Genomic DNA, 16497 nt, shown 5'->3' with positions numbered 1-16497 from the left:
TTTGATATACTTGAAGGAAATAAATTTTTACTTGGGTTTTTAGAAGAATTTATAATCTTCTACCGGCAGAATAAATCGAGTAATAATTGTATAGATTTAACCCTTTACAAAATAATTCTTATTGAAAATAATAAGAGGTTGTTATATGCAAAATTAACTATGAAAAAGGCCTGTCGCAAGATGGGCCGAACGTTTAAAAAAACCTTACTGCCTTTTAACTTAATAAACTTAAATAAAAGGGATTTCCCTGCAAGTCTCCTTCGTTTTGATAGACTTCCACAACTTTCCATAATAGAGGATATAGTTGTCGTATGGTATAATTAGTACTTTCTTCCTTGAGAACCTGGCTTACTTCCTATAAGGAAAGAAAAGGTAAGGAAACAGCCTCTCCTACTCGCGGTATTACAGACAATTGGTCTAGAGGTATATAGATTCAGGTAACTTGTGTAAGCAGCGTAGGGTGAAGTTATTGTTTAGTACAATTGTGTCATCATCGATGACACAATTGTACTAAACTTTTGCTGATTTTTCTCTCAATGCTCCTTTGAATTAAAAAGAAAAGATGGCTCCCTGCTCGGCAATTGACATCTGGTTATAAGCAATATATTTGCGATAGTCCATAAATTTCAGGGGCAGTAAAGGGGGAATGTTATAGCAAATATTTTTAGAATTTTTAAGCCATTTGCCTATTTTCTACACCTAATTTTTAAATTTATAACCTTAATAATTTATCTTGTAAATAGAATTATTTGATAGGATAATGTTGATGTCTTAAATCTTCCCAAATTACGTTTTAACTTGCCTGAATTTATTTTCTGTTACTTGTCCAAATCATGGGTTTTTAATAAGCTTTGCTCTTTTCTATTTACTTAGTCCATAAATGTAAAACACCTAGCCCTAGGACGTCTAAGTTTAAGACCGCTGTATTCAACTTGATTGATCTCAGCACTTTGTAACTGATTTGGCTTCCTCCCCTTTAACTAGTGGTGACAATGTTCCTCTTGATGCTACTGGATATGAGCTCCTTATTATGATTAATGGAATAATGTAACCATTTGTTAAGTTTTTATGTTAATAAACTTGACAAAATAATACTAACAACTATCTTTGCGCTACTCAAAGAGCAATTGCTATAGATAGTAAGCTTAATAGACAGGAGTAAGATCATGAGCATCATGCAACAGGTAAAGGAAAAAATAGACGACATGCCGGCTGGCCAGCTGATTACCTATAGCCAATTCCAGCTTGCAGCAGCAGAATTCGGGGCTTTAGCGGCTGCTTTGAGCCGCCTGGCCCGCCAGGGGGTTATTACCCGCTACGGCAAAGGACATTACTTTAAGCCTAAAGAAACCCTATTCGGTTCACTGAAACCCCAGGAAAGCGATGTCATAGCTTCTCTGGTTCATTTGGATAAGGGCAATGTGATGTATGAAGGTGGTATTGGTTTATACAACCGGTTGGGCCTGACTACGCAAATTCCAAAAGCCGTTACGCTGGTTACCCGTCCCTCGCAGAAAACTCTTCGCAAACGGTCTGTTGCCGTCGGAAATACCAAAATAACTATTACGGAACGTCCGGTCATCTTTAACAAGAGCGATATTCCGCAACTGGAAATTCTGGATGCCTTCCGGGGCATCAAAAAAATACCAGCTACCAGCGTCGACGAAACCTGTCGTATCCTGTTGCGGCGATTGGCCGGTTTTCAATTGACTGCTATCCTGCGTCTAGCTGAATTAGCGCAAACCTATAATCCCGCTACCATTGCTTTAACCGGTGCTTTGCTGGAATTTCTGGGGTTTTCGGAAGCAGCAAAACCCTTAAGAAAAAAGCTTAACCCGCTTAGTCAATACCGTTTGGGCATGAGTGAGCAGGTATTACCCAATAAAAAAAACTGGCGCATAATATGAATTTACACCAGAATCCGGAAGTATTTCAGGATGCCATTACTGCTGCTGCCCAGGCTTTAAACATCCGGGAAATCTTTATCCGGAAAGATTATTGGGTTACTTTGGTGTTGTACCGTTTAGCCCATTCTCCTTATGTAAACCAGGCTATTTTTAAAGGGGGTACCTCTTTATCCAAGGCGTATAACCTAATTGAACGGTTTTCGGAGGATATTGACCTGGCTATAAATGCTACCGAAAGTATGACGGGGAATCAGGTCCGGTCCCTTCTAAGTAAAATCGGGAAGGAAATTACAAAAGATTTATCCGAGGTTCCGGGTGATCCGGTAACCAGTAAGGGTTCCCGGTTCCGCAAAACGGTGCATGATTATGGTGCTCCGGCCGACGCAGCATTCGGACAGGCCAGCAATACCATTTTACTGGAAATTAATGCATTTGCCAGCCCAAATCCCCACCAGCACCTGCCGGTATCTTCTTATATCGGCCAGTTTCTGGCGCAGCGTAATCTGTTTGAATTCATCCGGCAATATACTCTGCAACCATTTGAAGTAAATGTGGTGAGCTTGGAACGAACCTTTACTGAAAAGGTAATGGCCTTGGTACGGGCTTCGTATGGACCGGACCCTATGACTGATTTGCGGCTTAAAATCAGGCACGTTTATGATTTAAATGCTTTGCTGAAGCAGCCTAAGATAAATTCTTTTTTAAATAGCCAAGCTTTCTTTACGAGCCTTCAGGCAGTACAGGTAGACGATGCCCGCAGCAGCGAATTCCAGGGAGTTTGGTCTTCTGAACCACTTAGAGAATACCTTTTATTTCAGGATCCTCTTAAGAGCTGGCCTTTCCTCCTGCCCACTTATATGGGTGAATTTAAATCATTGGTGTATGGTGCTTTACCACCTCAAGAGGAAATATTGAACTCATTAGCGCAAATTGCCGCCCGCTTAAAGAATTTTGATGCTTAAGCAGATATTTCAACCTTACAAGAAGCCCAGCTTCCTATCATCCTGCATTAGTTTTTATCCATAAAATTTTACAGGTAACGCTCCTTAACCAACAACAAAAAATCAAAGACTATAAAATTCACCATAAAATTAGTTCTTAAAATTTTGAACTTGGTGAACCTTGTATTACCTTTGCAGTGTTAAGTAAGGGTAACAGTAAATAAAAAATAATGGTTTTTAATTGTAAGCCCAAAATAGTGCTGACGGATAAACAAAAAAATTTAATTGAAAAAATAGGCATTACCTTCGAAGGCGAGGGTTTACAACCTGTGGCTGCCCGAATATTGGGGCTTTTGTACGTGTCAGATAATCCACAGCTTACTTTTGACGAAATAACCGTAGCCTTACAAATAAGTAAAAGCGCTACAAGTAACGGAATTAACTTGTTACTACAGATGCAACGGTTAGAATATATTACCTTTTCCGGTGATAGAAGACGTTATTTCCGGTTGAAGGTATCGAACTGGCGCGAACAATTCCGGCATAAAATAGAAGTAATGGCTGGTATTAATGTGCTCATGCGAGAGGTGCTAGCCATACGCACCAAAGAAACCCCGGAGTATAATGCGAGCATAAAAGAAATGGTAGATTTCATGGACTATATTTTCCAACAATTGCCTTTACTCTTGCAGCAATGGAATAAAGAAAAAAATAATAAAAACTAATTTTTACTTCATTGGTTCATTTATTCCTGAACAATCTAAAATATTCAAAAACTATTTAGTAATTAACGTGAATAAGAAAATTTTAACTCTGGCACTGGGGCTTATTGCTTCATGGCCGGCATTTTCCCAAACCGCAGAACCGGTTGCCAAGCTAAGCCTGGCAGAAGCACTGAAGTTTGCCATATCTAATAATGAAATTATTAAAAAAGCGTTACTGGACCAGAAAAGTGCCGAATATAAAATAAAAGAAACAAAAGGTTCCGGCTTGCCACAACTTGCTGCCAATGGTACCTTAACCGCTTTCCCGGCTTTAGCCACACAATTATTGCCCGGCGAACTGGCCGGTCAGCCCGGAACCTTAATTCCGGTGCAATTTGGCACGAAGTATAATGCCCAGGGGGGATTGGAGTTAAACCAGTTAATCTTCCGGAAATCATTTTTTGTGGGTTTACAGGCCGCCAATACCACCCGCGATTTATATCAGTTGCGTACGCAAATGAGCGAGGAAGAAGTTATTTACAACGTCAGCTCAGCGTATTTACAATTGCTGCAAACCAAACAACAATTTAATACTATTGATGCCAACTTTAACCGGCTGGTGCAACTGGAGAAAATTTTAACCCTGCAGTATAAAAATGATGTGGCCACCAAAGTACAGGTAAACCGGGTAACGGTAAATAAAATAAACCTGGAAAATCAGCGCCAGACGTTAGTTGCTAACTACGAGCAGCAGCAGAATGCCCTCAAATTTTTTATGGGGTTACCGATAGACCAGAAACTGGAGGTAGTAGATTCTACTACAGTAATTAATACCGAAATTCCAGCTAGTCCGGATGCCGCAGCTATTCTGGCCACCCGTCTGGATTATAAATTACTAAATGTACAAAAAAACCTGTACAAACTGAACGTAAAAAATATCCAATCAGGCTATTATCCTTCGATTTCGGGGTTTGGGGCTGTCAATACCTCAGCGCAGCGAAATGAGTTTAATTTCTTTGATGGCACCCAGCCCTGGTTCAAAGCAGTTAATTTAGGAGTGCGGTTAAGTGTCCCCATTTTCGATGGTTTCCAGCGCAAAAATCAAATGCGCCAGGCCCAAATTGAGGTAGAAAAAGTTGACCAGGATATCAGCCGGTTAACCCGCAATACCCAATTGGCTTTAAGCAACGCGGTTACCCAAATACAAACCAGCCTACGGTCTATTGAAGCACAGGAACGGAATGTAAGATTGGCCCAGGATGTTTATAAAAACACAAACGAATTATATAAAGAGGGCCTTTCGCCGCTTACTGAATTATTAGAAACCGAAGTGGCCTTACGGGAAGCACAAACCAACCTGAACAACGAACGGCTTAAATACCAGTTAGCACAATTAACTTATTTACAAGCCAAAGGAGAATTAAAAACATTAATAAAATAGCATAAAACAAAAATGAAAAAATTTATTTATATCCTGGTTGCCGTAGCACTGGTTGGGTTAGTAGCTTACAAGTTAATCGATAATAAAAAAGAAATGGCCACGGAAGCCGCCGTAGCCGAAATTAAAAGTGATGCCATTTCTGTGCAATTAACTGAACCCAAGTTGGGTAAAATTGATAAATCGTTTACCGCGCAGGGAAATTTTGAGCCAATCCAGACTTTATCCTTAATGTCCGAAACAACCGGCCAGATTAAACAAGTTTTAAAACGGAAAGGCGACCGTGTGCGGGCGGGCGACTTATTACTGCGGGTTGAAGCTAATACCATGACTGCTGATTTAGCTACGGTACAGGCTAATTACGAAAAAGCGAAACGCGATTTAGGCCGTTTTGAGAATTTAGCTGCCGGTGAAGCCATTACTAAACGTCAGCTGGAAGAAGCCCGTTTAGCGGTAAATTCTACCCAAGCCCAATTGGTAGCTGCCCGCCAGCGCGTAAATAAAACCCGTATTACAGCACCTATTTCCGGAGAAATAAACGAAATATATGTGGAGGTTGGTTCTTATTTAGGAATCGCCACGAAGCTGTACGACATTGTAAATGTAGACCGCCTTAAACTGAATGTGAAGGTAGATGAAAGCCAGGTTTTATTGATTAAAAAAGGCCAGCCGGTAAAAGTTAGAGCGAATGCTGGTGGCGGCGAAGATATCTCAGGAACGGTAAAAGCCATTGCTGCTCAAGCCGATAATTCTTTGAAATACGACGTGGAAATTGAAGTGAAAAATCCGGCACAAAATAGCTTGCGGGCTGGTATGTACGGCACCGCGGCATTCGAGATTCCGGATACCCGCCAGGCTCTTTTATTGCCGCGCGAAGCCATTGTAGGTAGTTTACAGGATCCGTCGGTTTACGTGGTAGAAAATAATATTGCCAAATTAAGAAAAGTACGCATTGGTTCGGTAACACAAAACCAGGTAGAAATTACCGACGGATTAGCCAGTGGCCAGAAAGTAGTGCAAAGCGGACAAATTAACTTACGCGACGGGGTTAAAGTATCGGCCATGTAAGGCTTTTCTCCGGAATAAGATTTAAATAATAAGAGAAAATGAATATTACTAAAATATCAATTCAACGGTCTACAATAGTAGTGGTGGTATTTACTGTACTTACCTTACTAGGGGTAACTGCATACCGGTCATTAAACTATGAGCTGTTGCCAAAGTTTAGCCCGCCGGTTTTAACTATTACCACGTTATATCCCGGTGCTTCGCCGTATGAAGTAGAAAACTCCGTTACAAAGGAAATTGAAGACGCGATTTCGTCGCTGGAAAACGTAAGTACCATAAAAAGTACATCCCAGGAAAGCTTTTCCATTATCGTTATCAATTTAAAGCAAGGCACGAATGTAGATTTAAGTTTGCAGGATGCCCAGCGGAAAGTAAACGCCATTCTGGCCCGTTTACCCGAGGATGCCGATGCCCCAACCTTAGGAAAATTTGACTTCGACGACTTACCGATTATTAAAATGGGTGCCACGGCCAATATGCCGGCTACCAAATTTTTTGACTTAATTGATAAGCAAATTAAACCACAATTGTCCCGTGCCCAGGGGGTGGCCGCTATAAAAATATTGGGTGGCCAGGAGCGGGAGATCAAGGTAAATATTGATGCCAATAAACTGGAAGCTTATGGTATCTCCATATTACAGGTAATGCAAACCATCCGGAACTCTAACTTAGACTTTCCGACCGGTGAAATTAAAGATGCAAACGGCCAAACGCAGATTCGTCTGGCTGGTAAATTCCAGTCCTTGGACCAGCTAAATAATTTAATCATCCGACAAAATGCCGGAGGGGTGGTGCGCTTAAGCGATTTGTCGGAAGTACAGGATTCACAGAAAGATATCGATATTTTAAGCCGTATTAATTCTAACCCATCAGTTGGTATTACCATTCAGAAGCAATCAGATGCTAACGCCGTGGAGGTAAGTGAGCAAACCAGAGCAACGCTGGCGCAACTGGAAAAAACTTATGCTAATGTAGGCCTGAAGTTTAACATTGCAAATGACAGTTCTACGTTTACCTTAGAAGCCGCTGATTCTGTTATGCACGATTTAGTATTAGCAATTATATTGGTAGCCGTGGTAATGTTACTGTTCTTGCACAGTATCCGAAACGCGATTATTGTAATGGTCTCCATTCCGGCATCCCTGGTTGCTACGTTTATTGCTATCTGGTTATTTGGTTTTTCGTTGAACCTGATGTCCTTAATGGCTTTATCATTGGTGGTGGGTATCCTGGTAGATGATGCGATTGTGGTAATTGAAAATATCTATCGGCATATGGAAATGGGTAAAACACCGGCCCAGGCGTCCTACGATGGTATCCGCGAAATTTCTTCTACGGTTATTTCAATTACGCTCGTAATTGTGGTTGTATTTGTGCCGCTGGCGCTTTCTACCGGTTTAGTTTCAGATATTTTACGCCAGTTTGCGGTGGTGGTAGCGGTAGCAACCTTAATCAGTTTATTTGTTGCCTTTACCTTGATTCCTTTATTAGCCAGCCGTTTTTCGCGCTTAGAACATTTATCCGATAAAAATATATTCGGCCGTTTTATTTTGGGTTTTGAGCGTTTGCTTGATCGGATTATTGATGGCTTTACCAGTACCTTACGCTGGGCATTTAACCACAAAATTATTGTCATCCTGTTAACGTTTGGTGCTTTTATTGGCTCGGTTATGCTAATTCCGGGTGGATTTATTGGGAGTGAGTTTATTGGCAACGGTGACCGGGGCGAGGTGAACTTCCAGTTGGAATTACCTAAGAATGCTACCGTAGAGCAAACCAATCAGGCTACATCGCAGGTAGAACGCTACCTTCAGAAATATCCCGAAATCAAAAAAGTATTTACGACGGTTGGTGCCACCTCTTCATCGCAGGCTGGCCAGGGCAACGCTTATGAATCAGAAGTATTCGTAGCCTTGGTAAACGTAAAAGAACGTAATTTTAGTACCGAGAAATTCAGCCGGATTGTAAAAGCCGATATCGAAAGTAAAATATCGGGCATAAAAGTTACGCCGGTGCCTGTAGGAATGGTAGGTAGTGCGCAAGCCCCTATTATGATTGTATTATCGGGCCCTAATTTAGATACCTTGCTTAATTTCTCACAGCGCGTCATGAACCAGGTGGTACAGGTACAGGGTACCTCGGATGTGGAAACTTCCGTGGAAGGCGGAAACCCCGAAATTGAAGTAGCCGTGGACCGCGATAAAATGGCGAGTTTGGGTCTAACCCTGGAAAGCGTGGGCGCCGGTATGCAGGTGGCATTTAGCGGTAACACCGATGCCGAATACCGCGAAGGCACGAACAACTACGATATCAATATCCGCCTGGATGTGTTCGACCGCCGCAATGTAACCGATATATCTAACTTATCTTTTGTAAATAATACCGGCCAGTTAATTCGGTTAGGTCAGTTTGCCGATATCCGTCAGGCTTCCGGGCCTTCAAAACTGGAACGTACCGACCGGGTAACTTCTGTAAATGTGAATTCCTTTGTGGTAGGCCGTCCGGCAGGTTCTGTGGGTGCCGAAATTCAGGAACGCTTAGGAAAAATGAAATTGCCGACCGGCGTAACCATTGGCTACGAAGGAAACATGAAAAACCAGTCCGAAGGTTTTGGTACCTTGGGCGTTGCTTTACTGGCTTCTATCATTTTTATGTACCTGATTATGGTGGGCTTGTATGACAGCTACGTGTATCCTTTTGTGGTATTGTTCTCCATTCCACTAGCAATTATTGGGGCCTTATTAGCTTTGGCCTTATCATCCGAAACACTAAGTATTTTCTCTATTCTGGGGATTATTATGATGATTGGTTTAGTGGCTAAAAACGCCATTATGGTAGTTGACTTTACCAACAAGCTTAAATCTGAAGGTGTGCCCGTAAAAGAGGCCTTGATTGAAGCCGTCCGGATCCGTTTCCGTCCTATCCTGATGACTACCCTGGCCATGGTAATTGGTATGTTACCGATTGCGTTAGCGGGTGGGGCTGTGGCTGCCTCTAAAAATGGTTTAGCCTGGGCCCTGATTGGCGGATTGAGTAGTTCCATGTTCCTGACCCTGATTGTCGTTCCTATTATCTATTATTTATTCGACCGCGTGCTGGCGAAGTTTGGCCTGGATAAATCTACCAAGATTGAACTGGAAGAAAAAACCCTGGAAGAACTGGAACACGAAACAGCCCTGATGGAAGAACAGAAAATGGCGCATAGCACTAATTATTAACTTTCTTTAAAAAAGTCACGGGTGCAGCGGAGTCCTTTTGTTTTGCTGCACCCGGCTTATTAAAGTCGAAGAAACTTAATAATTATTGATTACCAATACTTTAAATATCCGGTAATAAACCTTTTGGTTTAAGACTTGAGAAAAATACACCGGCGCTTAAAGTAATATGATTTTATTTTGGAGAGTAGAAAGCGATGAAGGAAAGGATTTTAACGCGAGCTTTTGAATTGTTTCGGCAATACGGCATTAAATCCATTTCAATGGATGATATAGCCGAAGATTTAGGTATTTCTAAAAAAACAATTTATAAATGGTTTGCTGATAAAGATCAGTTAGTAACTGAAAGCCTAACTACTTTTTTAGAAGAAATAAAGCATATCTGCACCGAAACTACAGCAAATGCCATCGATGAGTTTTGCAGTACTATTAATACGGCTATTCAAAAGCTTCTGAATTTGGATGAGGCCTTTTTTTATGATTTAAAAAAATATCATCATCAGGCATATCTAATCTGGCAGGAATACAAGCAGGAACATATTATCCAGCTTTTGCAAGCCAACTTTTGGCGGGGTATCCAAAGTGGTTTGTACCGCCCCGATGTAAATTCAAAGGTAACGGCCCGCTTATATCTGGGACAACTTCAAATAATTTATAACTCTGAATTATTCCCGCTGTCGGAATTTGACCGGCAGGATATTTACCAGTTGAACCTTAAACATTTTCTATTAGGTCTTGTTTCGTCGGATGGTATTATCGTTTTAAACCAGGTAAAGCTAAAATATTGCCACTTGTAATTTTTTGTCTATTTATCCTGGCTAAATCAAAGCTGGATTTCCGTTAATTCATTCCATTTTCTTTTAATTAAATCAGATTTTTATAAATGCCCATGGTAACGTATCAATCTCATTTGCTTCGGCAAGATATAGCTCAAATCATTCACAGGCAAAAAGGCATCCCAACCTCGCGTATATTAACCAAATCATTTCAACAACTTGGTTTCGATTTAGTTGATTTAATTGATATCATTCTGGTAATAGAGAAAAAATTTGAAATTACCATTCCCGACGAGGTGACCTTAAACTCAGTAGATGATTTTGTTTATTTTATCCAGGATAAAGGTACATCTGCGCCGCTGGGTACCCAATAAAACCTTTTTATTTATGGCTGCACCCGCTTTTGGCTTACTAACCAGGGGACTTATTATGAAAAAAATATTAAAAAGGACCACCCTAACTTTACTCGCTTTTATATTGTTTTTGGGAGTAGGCGGTGTTATATTTTTGAATGTTTCGCCCCAGTTTGGCGGCGAAGCAACTGGCCATCGTTTAATGGTTATGCAAAAATCGCGCCTTTACGAAGATGGCCGATTTCAGAATCAGGTTGAAACCAATATGAATATAGGCTTATCGGGTTTTCTGAAAATAATTGCCAAGACCTTAAACGAAAATGAAAACCAGAAGCCCAACTGGGTTATTCCTGTGCAAAAAATGGATCCCCGGCGTTTTGCCGGCATAAGTGATTCTCTCACCAGAATCACTTGGTTTGGTCATTCTGCCTTTTTAGTAGAGATAGATGGCAAACGCCTTTTACTGGACCCGATGTTGGGAAGCTCACCGTCGCCGGTTTCGTTTGTGGGTACGCAGCGGTTTAGCAACACCCTCCCTATTGATATAGCTGATTTGCCCACCATCGATGCTATTTTGATTTCGCATGACCACTACGACCACCTGGATTACGGGTCGATTCAGGAATTAAAAGATAAAACCGGCCATTTTTTTGTGCCGCTGGGAATTGGTGCTCATTTAGAAGCCTGGGGGGTACCCGCCGTTAAAATTACCGAGTTGGAATGGTGGCAGGAAGTCGAATTAGGAGGGCTGAAACTAATCTCCACGCCTGCCCGTCATTTCTCCGGTCGGGGCCTCAGCGACCGAATGAAAACACTTTGGACTTCCTGGGTAATCCAGGGAAAGCAGGATTCTATATTTTTCAGTGGCGACTCGGGTTACTTTCCGGGATTTAAACAAATTGGCGACAAATACGGTCCTTTCGATATTACCTTGCTGGAATGCGGCCAGTACAATGAACTGTGGGCTAACATACACATGATGCCCGAAGAAACCGTACAGGCCCATCTCGATCTGAAAGGCCAAGTGCTCATGCCTATCCACTGGGGAGCTTTTACGCTAGCCATGCATAGCTGGACCGAACCCATTCAAAGACTTATGGTAAAGGCTCAGCATTTACAGGTGCCGGTCACCACACCCCAAATAGGGGAAACGATTATTTTAAATCAAAAACTACCAACCAGTCGTTGGTGGCAAACGCCGCCACCCTATGCAAATTAAAAAGGAAGATGTATAGGGTGATTAGTTGAGTTTAGACCCAGCCATGTGTCAGTCTGTGGCTATTTCTGCCATTCCGGAAAAAATAGCAGCGGGGACAAACTGGGTTATTTTAGCTCTCATAGTAGTAAAACAAAAGCTATTGTGGTTGAAAATTTTTAGCAGTTTAGATAAAATGTAAATAGTTAATTAATCATTTAAACAGTATTTAGTGCCGACGAGAGCCTTTTCGATTATTCACAGCTTTCTACCTTTTAGTGCTGGGGTTCATTTTTGGTTAAACTGATGTACCCTAAGTTTTTATGTTTTACCAGCTTATGCTCAACAAATTCACGTTACTTAAAGCCTTTATGAAAACTGGTTTTCTGACCATTATTGTATATCTATCCTTCAGTACTGTTCCTGCTTTTGGCCAGGTACCCGGCTTTGTTAAGCAGTACGTGCAAAAACTACTATACGACACCACGGCTATATCTAAGCCCAGGTTTCTGGCTTATCCTACTGTGGCTTACGGGCCGGAAACCAGTTGGGAATTTGGCCTTAGTAGCCTTTATGTGTATTATGCGCGGCAAGATACCACTAACCGCCTGAGTGAAATAAACGGGTTTACATTTTTTACCCTGGAAAATCAATACGGCATGTATTTCGACCATGCCCTTTATTCCCATCAGAATAAATGGATTTTCCCGGGGCGCTTCCGCTTCCAGAGCTTTCCGATGCTTTACTATGGGATAGGTCCAGATTCGCCGGCTGAGTATATAGCCCGGATAGATGCCAGACAGCTGCAAATGAAAGAACGGGCCCTGCGCCGGATTTTTCCTAATCTTTACCTGGGACCGGAGATAGATTTCCAGAGATTAAGCTCGGTTAAATTTATATCCTCTTCTGACGAACCTATCACTTTACCAGTCGGCAGCAAGGGGTATACGAACCTGGGTTTAGGGGCAGGACTTATCTATGACAAGCGCCATAATGTCCTTAATGTACGGGAAGGCATTTTCTCCGAACTGGCCATTTTAAGATACCATAATGGTTGGGGAAGCGATTTCTCCTTTACTTCTGTTATTTCAGACAACCGGTTTTACAAACGCATTAATCAACGAGATGTACTGGCCATGCAGGTTTTAGGGCAGTTTAATTCTGGGGATATTCCTTTTAACCAATTAGCCTTATTGGGTGGTGAGAGCATAAACCGGGGTTATTATTTGGGGCGTTTCCGGGACAACAATCAATTAGCAGCCCAGGTAGAATACCGTTTGTTGCCTTTACCATTTGCCAAAAGATGGGGAGCGGCGGTGTTTGGCAGCGCTGGCACAGTTTTCAATCAATTTGCTAATTTATCAGCTAAAGATTTGGTGTATTCAGGTGGCGGAGGGGTACGCTTTTTGTTATTCCCGAAAAAAGATATTTTCACTCGTTTTGACATTGCCTTTACCAAAGAAAAACCTGGCTTTTATATTTTTATAGGAGAAGCTTTATAAATTACTAAGTGCTAGGATAACTAAAGTTGTTGTGTTTAGGGTCGCTAGTAAATCTGAAAGCCGTAACGGCTTCTTAAAAATAGCTTTTCTATTAGGTAATTATCAGATCCAAAATAAAAAGAGAAGGATATAACATATGTTAATGGATTTTGAAAACGTCGAATAGTTATCATTTAATCAAGCTAATCGCATTTCTAAGCTGTACTTTTGCCTAAATATTTATTACTACTCCTATGTTGCTTCATCTCCCTAATTCTATTCGATATTTGTTGCCTTTACTCATTTGCCTGTTGATTTTCTCCAACGTTTCGGCACAAAATGCCCGTTATACCATTAGCGGCTATATACGGGATGCCCGCTCCGGCGAAGAACTGATTGGCGCTACTGTTGTGGTAAAAGAGCTGCCTGCATTAGGAGCTTCTACCAATGCTTATGGTTTCTTTTCCCTTTCCATTCCCGCTGGAAATTATACTATTATTGCCCAATACATTGGTTACGTGCCAAGTTCCAAGACCATCTTGTTAAAGCAAAATACCAAGCTCGATTTTATTATTACCGCCCAGGAAAACCAATTGCAAACGGTGGAAATAAGCAGCCGGCGCCAAAACGAGAACGTGGTTAAAACCCAAATGGGAGTGGAAAGCCTGGATATGCGAGAAGTAAATACTATACCGGTTTTAATGGGGGAACGGGATGTGATTAAAACCATGCAACTGATTCCGGGCATTAAATCAGCAGGAGAAGGAAACAGCGGTTTCTATGTACGGGGAGGCAGTGCCGATCAAAATTTAATATTGCTGGATGAAGCCCCGGTATATAATGCCTCGCACCTGCTGGGATTCTTTTCGGTTTTTAATTCGGACGCCATTAAAAATGTAACGATTTACAAAGGCGGAATGCCCTCCGAATACGGGGGCCGGTTGTCGTCGGTGCTGGATATTAAAATGAACGATGGCAATAACCAGAATTTTGCGGTGAGCGGAGGCATTGGCTTAATTTCATCGCGGCTAAATATAGAAGGCCCGATTGTAAAAGACAAAGGTTCGTTTACTATATCGGCTCGTCGCTCTTACGCCGATATTTTCCTGAAACTATCGTCCGATAGTTCAGTTCGTGATTCCCGTTTATTTTTTTACGATATAAATGCCAAAGCCAACTATAAAATAAACGAAAACAACCGGGTTTATCTGTCAGGCTATTTCGGGAAAGATGTACTGGGCTTTAAAGATTTATTCGGTTTCGATTGGGGAAATTCAACGGGAACTATGCGTTGGAACCATCTTTTTAGCGAGAAATTATTCTCTAATACGTCGCTTATTTTCAGTAACTATAATTATAATATTGATATTAATGCCGGCATCGCCGATTTCAATATTATTTCCCGCATCCAGGACTGGAATTTTAAACAGGATTTTGAATATTATCCAGGCGCACGCAGCACTTTTAAATTTGGCTTGAATGCCATCCATCACCAAATCGTGCCCGGCGCTATTTCGGCCGGTGAAGCTTCAGGCATTAACAGCCGCGAGTTGCCGAATCGTTATTCCTTGGAAAATGCGTTATATGCGTCGCATGACTATAAAATTAACGAAAAATTTAACTTGACTTATGGGCTGCGGCTTTCGGGTTTTAGTGTGCTGGGCCCCGGTGATTTTTATACCAACAATGCAGCCGGCGACCCTGTTGATACCACAAATTTTACTTCCGGAGAGTTTGTAAAAACGTATATTAACCCCGAGCCACGCCTTGCTATTAGTTATATTTTAAGCGACCAACATTCGGTTAAAGCGGCCTATGGCCGTAATGCGCAATATTTACACTTATTATCTAACTCCACGGCGGGAAGCCCTACTGATTTATGGCTGCCTTCCGGGCCATTTGTAAAGCCTGGACTGGCAGACCAGGTTTCAGTTGGTTATTTCCGCAATTTTAAAGAGAACACTTATGAGTTTTCGACGGAGGTTTATTATAAAAAAATGCAAAACCAGCTTGATTACCGCAATGGCGCCCAGCTGGAATTTAACGATAATGTTGAAAGCGAATTATTGATTGGTGCGGGTCGGGCGTATGGCGTAGAGTTTTTCCTGAAAAAAAAATATGGCAAGTTTAACGGCTGGGTGGGTTATACTTTATCCAGGTCGGAGCGCCAGTTTGAGTTTATAAATAATGGTAATTATTACCCGGCTAAACAAGACAGAACCCACGATTTATCACTAGTAGGTATTTATAATTTAAACGAAAAATGGACTTTTTCTTCTACCTTTATTTATAATACAGGCAATGCCATTACGTTCCCAAGTGGTAAATACCGCATAAATGGCCGCGTAGAAAACCTCTATACCGAACGGAATGGTTACCGGATGCCACCTTACCACCGGTTGGATATTGGCGCCACATGGAACCGCAAGAAAACCGATAAATTTGAGTCAAGCTGGTCATTCTCTATTTACAACCTGTACGCCCGCGAAAATGCTTATATCATTCAATTTGAGCCCAGCGAAACCGATCCTAACCGGACCGAAGCCATTCAGATAGCGCTATTTAAAATGGTGCCTTCCTTCAGCTATAATTTTAAATTCAAATGATAATAAAAAGAAATAAAATTTCCAGGCAGCAATTATTCCGGACGCTATTGTCAGTTGTTTTACTTGTAGCTACTGCATGCGAAAAAGTATTGGATATTGACCTGAAAGAAGCTGATCCCAGAATTATAATTGAAGCCAATATCAGTGACGGGCCAGGACCATACTCCGTGTTGCTTTCTCAGAGTATAAGTTTTAATCAAACCAATACCTTTCCTACTATAGATAATGCCCAGGTTATCATAAGTGATAATGCCGGCAACTCCGAAATTTTAAGGCAAGCTGGGGCAGGATTTTATAAAACCACCAACTTTAAAGGGCTACCAGGGCGTAATTATTTCCTGAAAGTAACTGCAAACGGCCAAACGTATGAAGCAGCCTCCCGTATGCCACAACCCATTGCAATTAATGAAATTTCGATAGAAAAGTCTGAATTTAGAAGTGGATATTTATTTCCCCAGATTAAATTTCAAGATCCCGCCGGCATAAAAAATTATTATAGAGCTATTTATACTGTAAATGGGCAGGCTTCCGCTGATTTATTCTATTTGAACGATGAATTTCAGGATGGTAAACTGGTTAATTTTAACTTTTTTGATCGTGATCAGGAATTAAAATCTGGCGATGTTGTAACTATTGTGCTGCAAACTATTGATGAAAATGTATTCAGGTTCCTGCGCGAAGAAGACTTAGCAGGCAGCAGCCAATCGGCATCACCAGCAAATCCAACCGGAAATTTTAGTAATAATGCATTGGGTTATTTTTCCGCCCATGCCGAAACATCAGCAAGTATAACAGTGATATAAAATGTATCCT

12 protein-coding genes are annotated in these 16497 nt (G+C 41.4%); all 12 read left to right on the top strand.

Annotation, left to right across the window (positions count from 1 at the left end):
* Positions 1 to 1166: 1166 nt before the first annotated feature.
* The 12 genes from ADHAQ_RS0101405 (at position 1167) to ADHAQ_RS0101345 (ending at position 16487) form a co-directional block, all read left to right on the top strand.
* Complete coding sequence (locus ADHAQ_RS0101405) at positions 1167 to 1907, top strand: DUF6088 family protein (protein WP_026461411.1); 741 nt, start codon at positions 1167 to 1169, stop codon at positions 1905 to 1907.
* Positions 1904 to 2869, top strand: a complete 966-nt coding sequence (locus tag ADHAQ_RS0101400) for a nucleotidyl transferase AbiEii/AbiGii toxin family protein (protein ID WP_026461410.1) — start codon at positions 1904 to 1906, stop codon at positions 2867 to 2869. Before ADHAQ_RS0101405 ends, ADHAQ_RS0101400 begins: the two co-directional genes overlap by 4 nt.
* Positions 2870 to 3078: 209 nt before the next feature.
* A complete protein-coding gene (locus tag ADHAQ_RS0101395; RefSeq protein ID WP_034256470.1) occupies positions 3079 to 3573 on the top strand; it encodes a GbsR/MarR family transcriptional regulator in 495 nt (164 codons plus the stop codon).
* 67 nt (positions 3574 to 3640) lie between these two features.
* Entirely contained in the window at positions 3641 to 4993 is a 1353-nt protein-coding gene (locus tag ADHAQ_RS0101390) for a TolC family protein (protein WP_245590559.1), read from the top strand.
* A 12-nt stretch (positions 4994 to 5005) separates the two neighbouring features.
* Positions 5006 to 6058 (top strand): efflux RND transporter periplasmic adaptor subunit, encoded by a 1053-nt coding sequence (locus ADHAQ_RS0101385; RefSeq protein WP_026461407.1) that lies wholly within the window; start codon positions 5006 to 5008, stop codon positions 6056 to 6058.
* Between the two features lie 38 nt (positions 6059 to 6096).
* On the top strand, positions 6097 to 9276 hold the full coding sequence (locus ADHAQ_RS0101380) for an efflux RND transporter permease subunit (RefSeq protein WP_026461406.1): 3180 nt from the start codon (positions 6097 to 6099) through the stop codon (positions 9274 to 9276).
* A gap of 194 nt (positions 9277 to 9470) precedes the next feature.
* Positions 9471 to 10070, top strand: coding sequence for a TetR/AcrR family transcriptional regulator (locus ADHAQ_RS0101375; RefSeq protein WP_026461405.1), 600 nt, complete (start codon positions 9471 to 9473; stop codon positions 10068 to 10070).
* 86 nt (positions 10071 to 10156) lie between these two features.
* A complete protein-coding gene (locus ADHAQ_RS0101370; RefSeq protein ID WP_084523694.1) occupies positions 10157 to 10423 on the top strand; it encodes a phosphopantetheine-binding protein in 267 nt (88 codons plus the stop codon).
* A 55-nt stretch (positions 10424 to 10478) separates the two neighbouring features.
* Complete coding sequence (locus ADHAQ_RS0101365; RefSeq protein ID WP_034256480.1) at positions 10479 to 11621, top strand: MBL fold metallo-hydrolase; 1143 nt, start codon at positions 10479 to 10481, stop codon at positions 11619 to 11621.
* A 347-nt stretch (positions 11622 to 11968) separates the two neighbouring features.
* Positions 11969 to 13099, top strand: coding sequence for a BamA/TamA family outer membrane protein (locus tag ADHAQ_RS0101355; RefSeq protein WP_084523698.1), 1131 nt, complete (start codon positions 11969 to 11971; stop codon positions 13097 to 13099).
* A gap of 233 nt (positions 13100 to 13332) precedes the next feature.
* A complete protein-coding gene (locus tag ADHAQ_RS0101350) occupies positions 13333 to 15684 on the top strand; it encodes a TonB-dependent receptor (RefSeq protein ID WP_051359640.1) in 2352 nt (783 codons plus the stop codon).
* On the top strand, positions 15681 to 16487 hold the full coding sequence (locus ADHAQ_RS0101345; protein ID WP_026461400.1) for a DUF4249 domain-containing protein: 807 nt from the start codon (positions 15681 to 15683) through the stop codon (positions 16485 to 16487). Before ADHAQ_RS0101350 ends, ADHAQ_RS0101345 begins: the two co-directional genes overlap by 4 nt.
* Positions 16488 to 16497 lie beyond the last annotated feature (10 nt).

It is taken from the genome of Adhaeribacter aquaticus DSM 16391 (genome assembly GCF_000473365.1).
In the GTDB taxonomy this organism is placed as follows: domain Bacteria; phylum Bacteroidota; class Bacteroidia; order Cytophagales; family Hymenobacteraceae; genus Adhaeribacter; species Adhaeribacter aquaticus.
Note: the sequence above shows the minus strand (reverse complement) of the source record. Positions and strands in the feature narration are given on the sequence as shown.

Bases quoted from the DNA above. Each gene is read 5' to 3' on its own strand.
- ADHAQ_RS0101405 (WP_026461411.1), top strand. From the start codon at position 1,167: ATGAGCATCATGCAACAGGTAAAGGAAAAAATAGACGACATGCCGGCT.
- ADHAQ_RS0101400 (WP_026461410.1), top strand. From the start codon at position 1,904: ATGAATTTACACCAGAATCCGGAAGTATTTCAGGATGCCATTACTGCT.
- ADHAQ_RS0101395 (WP_034256470.1), top strand. From the start codon at position 3,079: ATGGTTTTTAATTGTAAGCCCAAAATAGTGCTGACGGATAAACAAAAA.
- ADHAQ_RS0101385 (WP_026461407.1), top strand. From the start codon at position 5,006: ATGAAAAAATTTATTTATATCCTGGTTGCCGTAGCACTGGTTGGGTTA.
- ADHAQ_RS0101380 (WP_026461406.1), top strand. From the start codon at position 6,097: ATGAATATTACTAAAATATCAATTCAACGGTCTACAATAGTAGTGGTG.
- ADHAQ_RS0101375 (WP_026461405.1), top strand. From the start codon at position 9,471: ATGAAGGAAAGGATTTTAACGCGAGCTTTTGAATTGTTTCGGCAATAC.
- ADHAQ_RS0101370 (WP_084523694.1), top strand. From the start codon at position 10,157: ATGCCCATGGTAACGTATCAATCTCATTTGCTTCGGCAAGATATAGCT.
- ADHAQ_RS0101365 (WP_034256480.1), top strand. From the start codon at position 10,479: ATGAAAAAAATATTAAAAAGGACCACCCTAACTTTACTCGCTTTTATA.
- ADHAQ_RS0101355 (WP_084523698.1), top strand. From the start codon at position 11,969: ATGAAAACTGGTTTTCTGACCATTATTGTATATCTATCCTTCAGTACT.
- ADHAQ_RS0101350 (WP_051359640.1), top strand. From the start codon at position 13,333: ATGTTGCTTCATCTCCCTAATTCTATTCGATATTTGTTGCCTTTACTC.
- ADHAQ_RS0101345 (WP_026461400.1), top strand. From the start codon at position 15,681: ATGATAATAAAAAGAAATAAAATTTCCAGGCAGCAATTATTCCGGACG.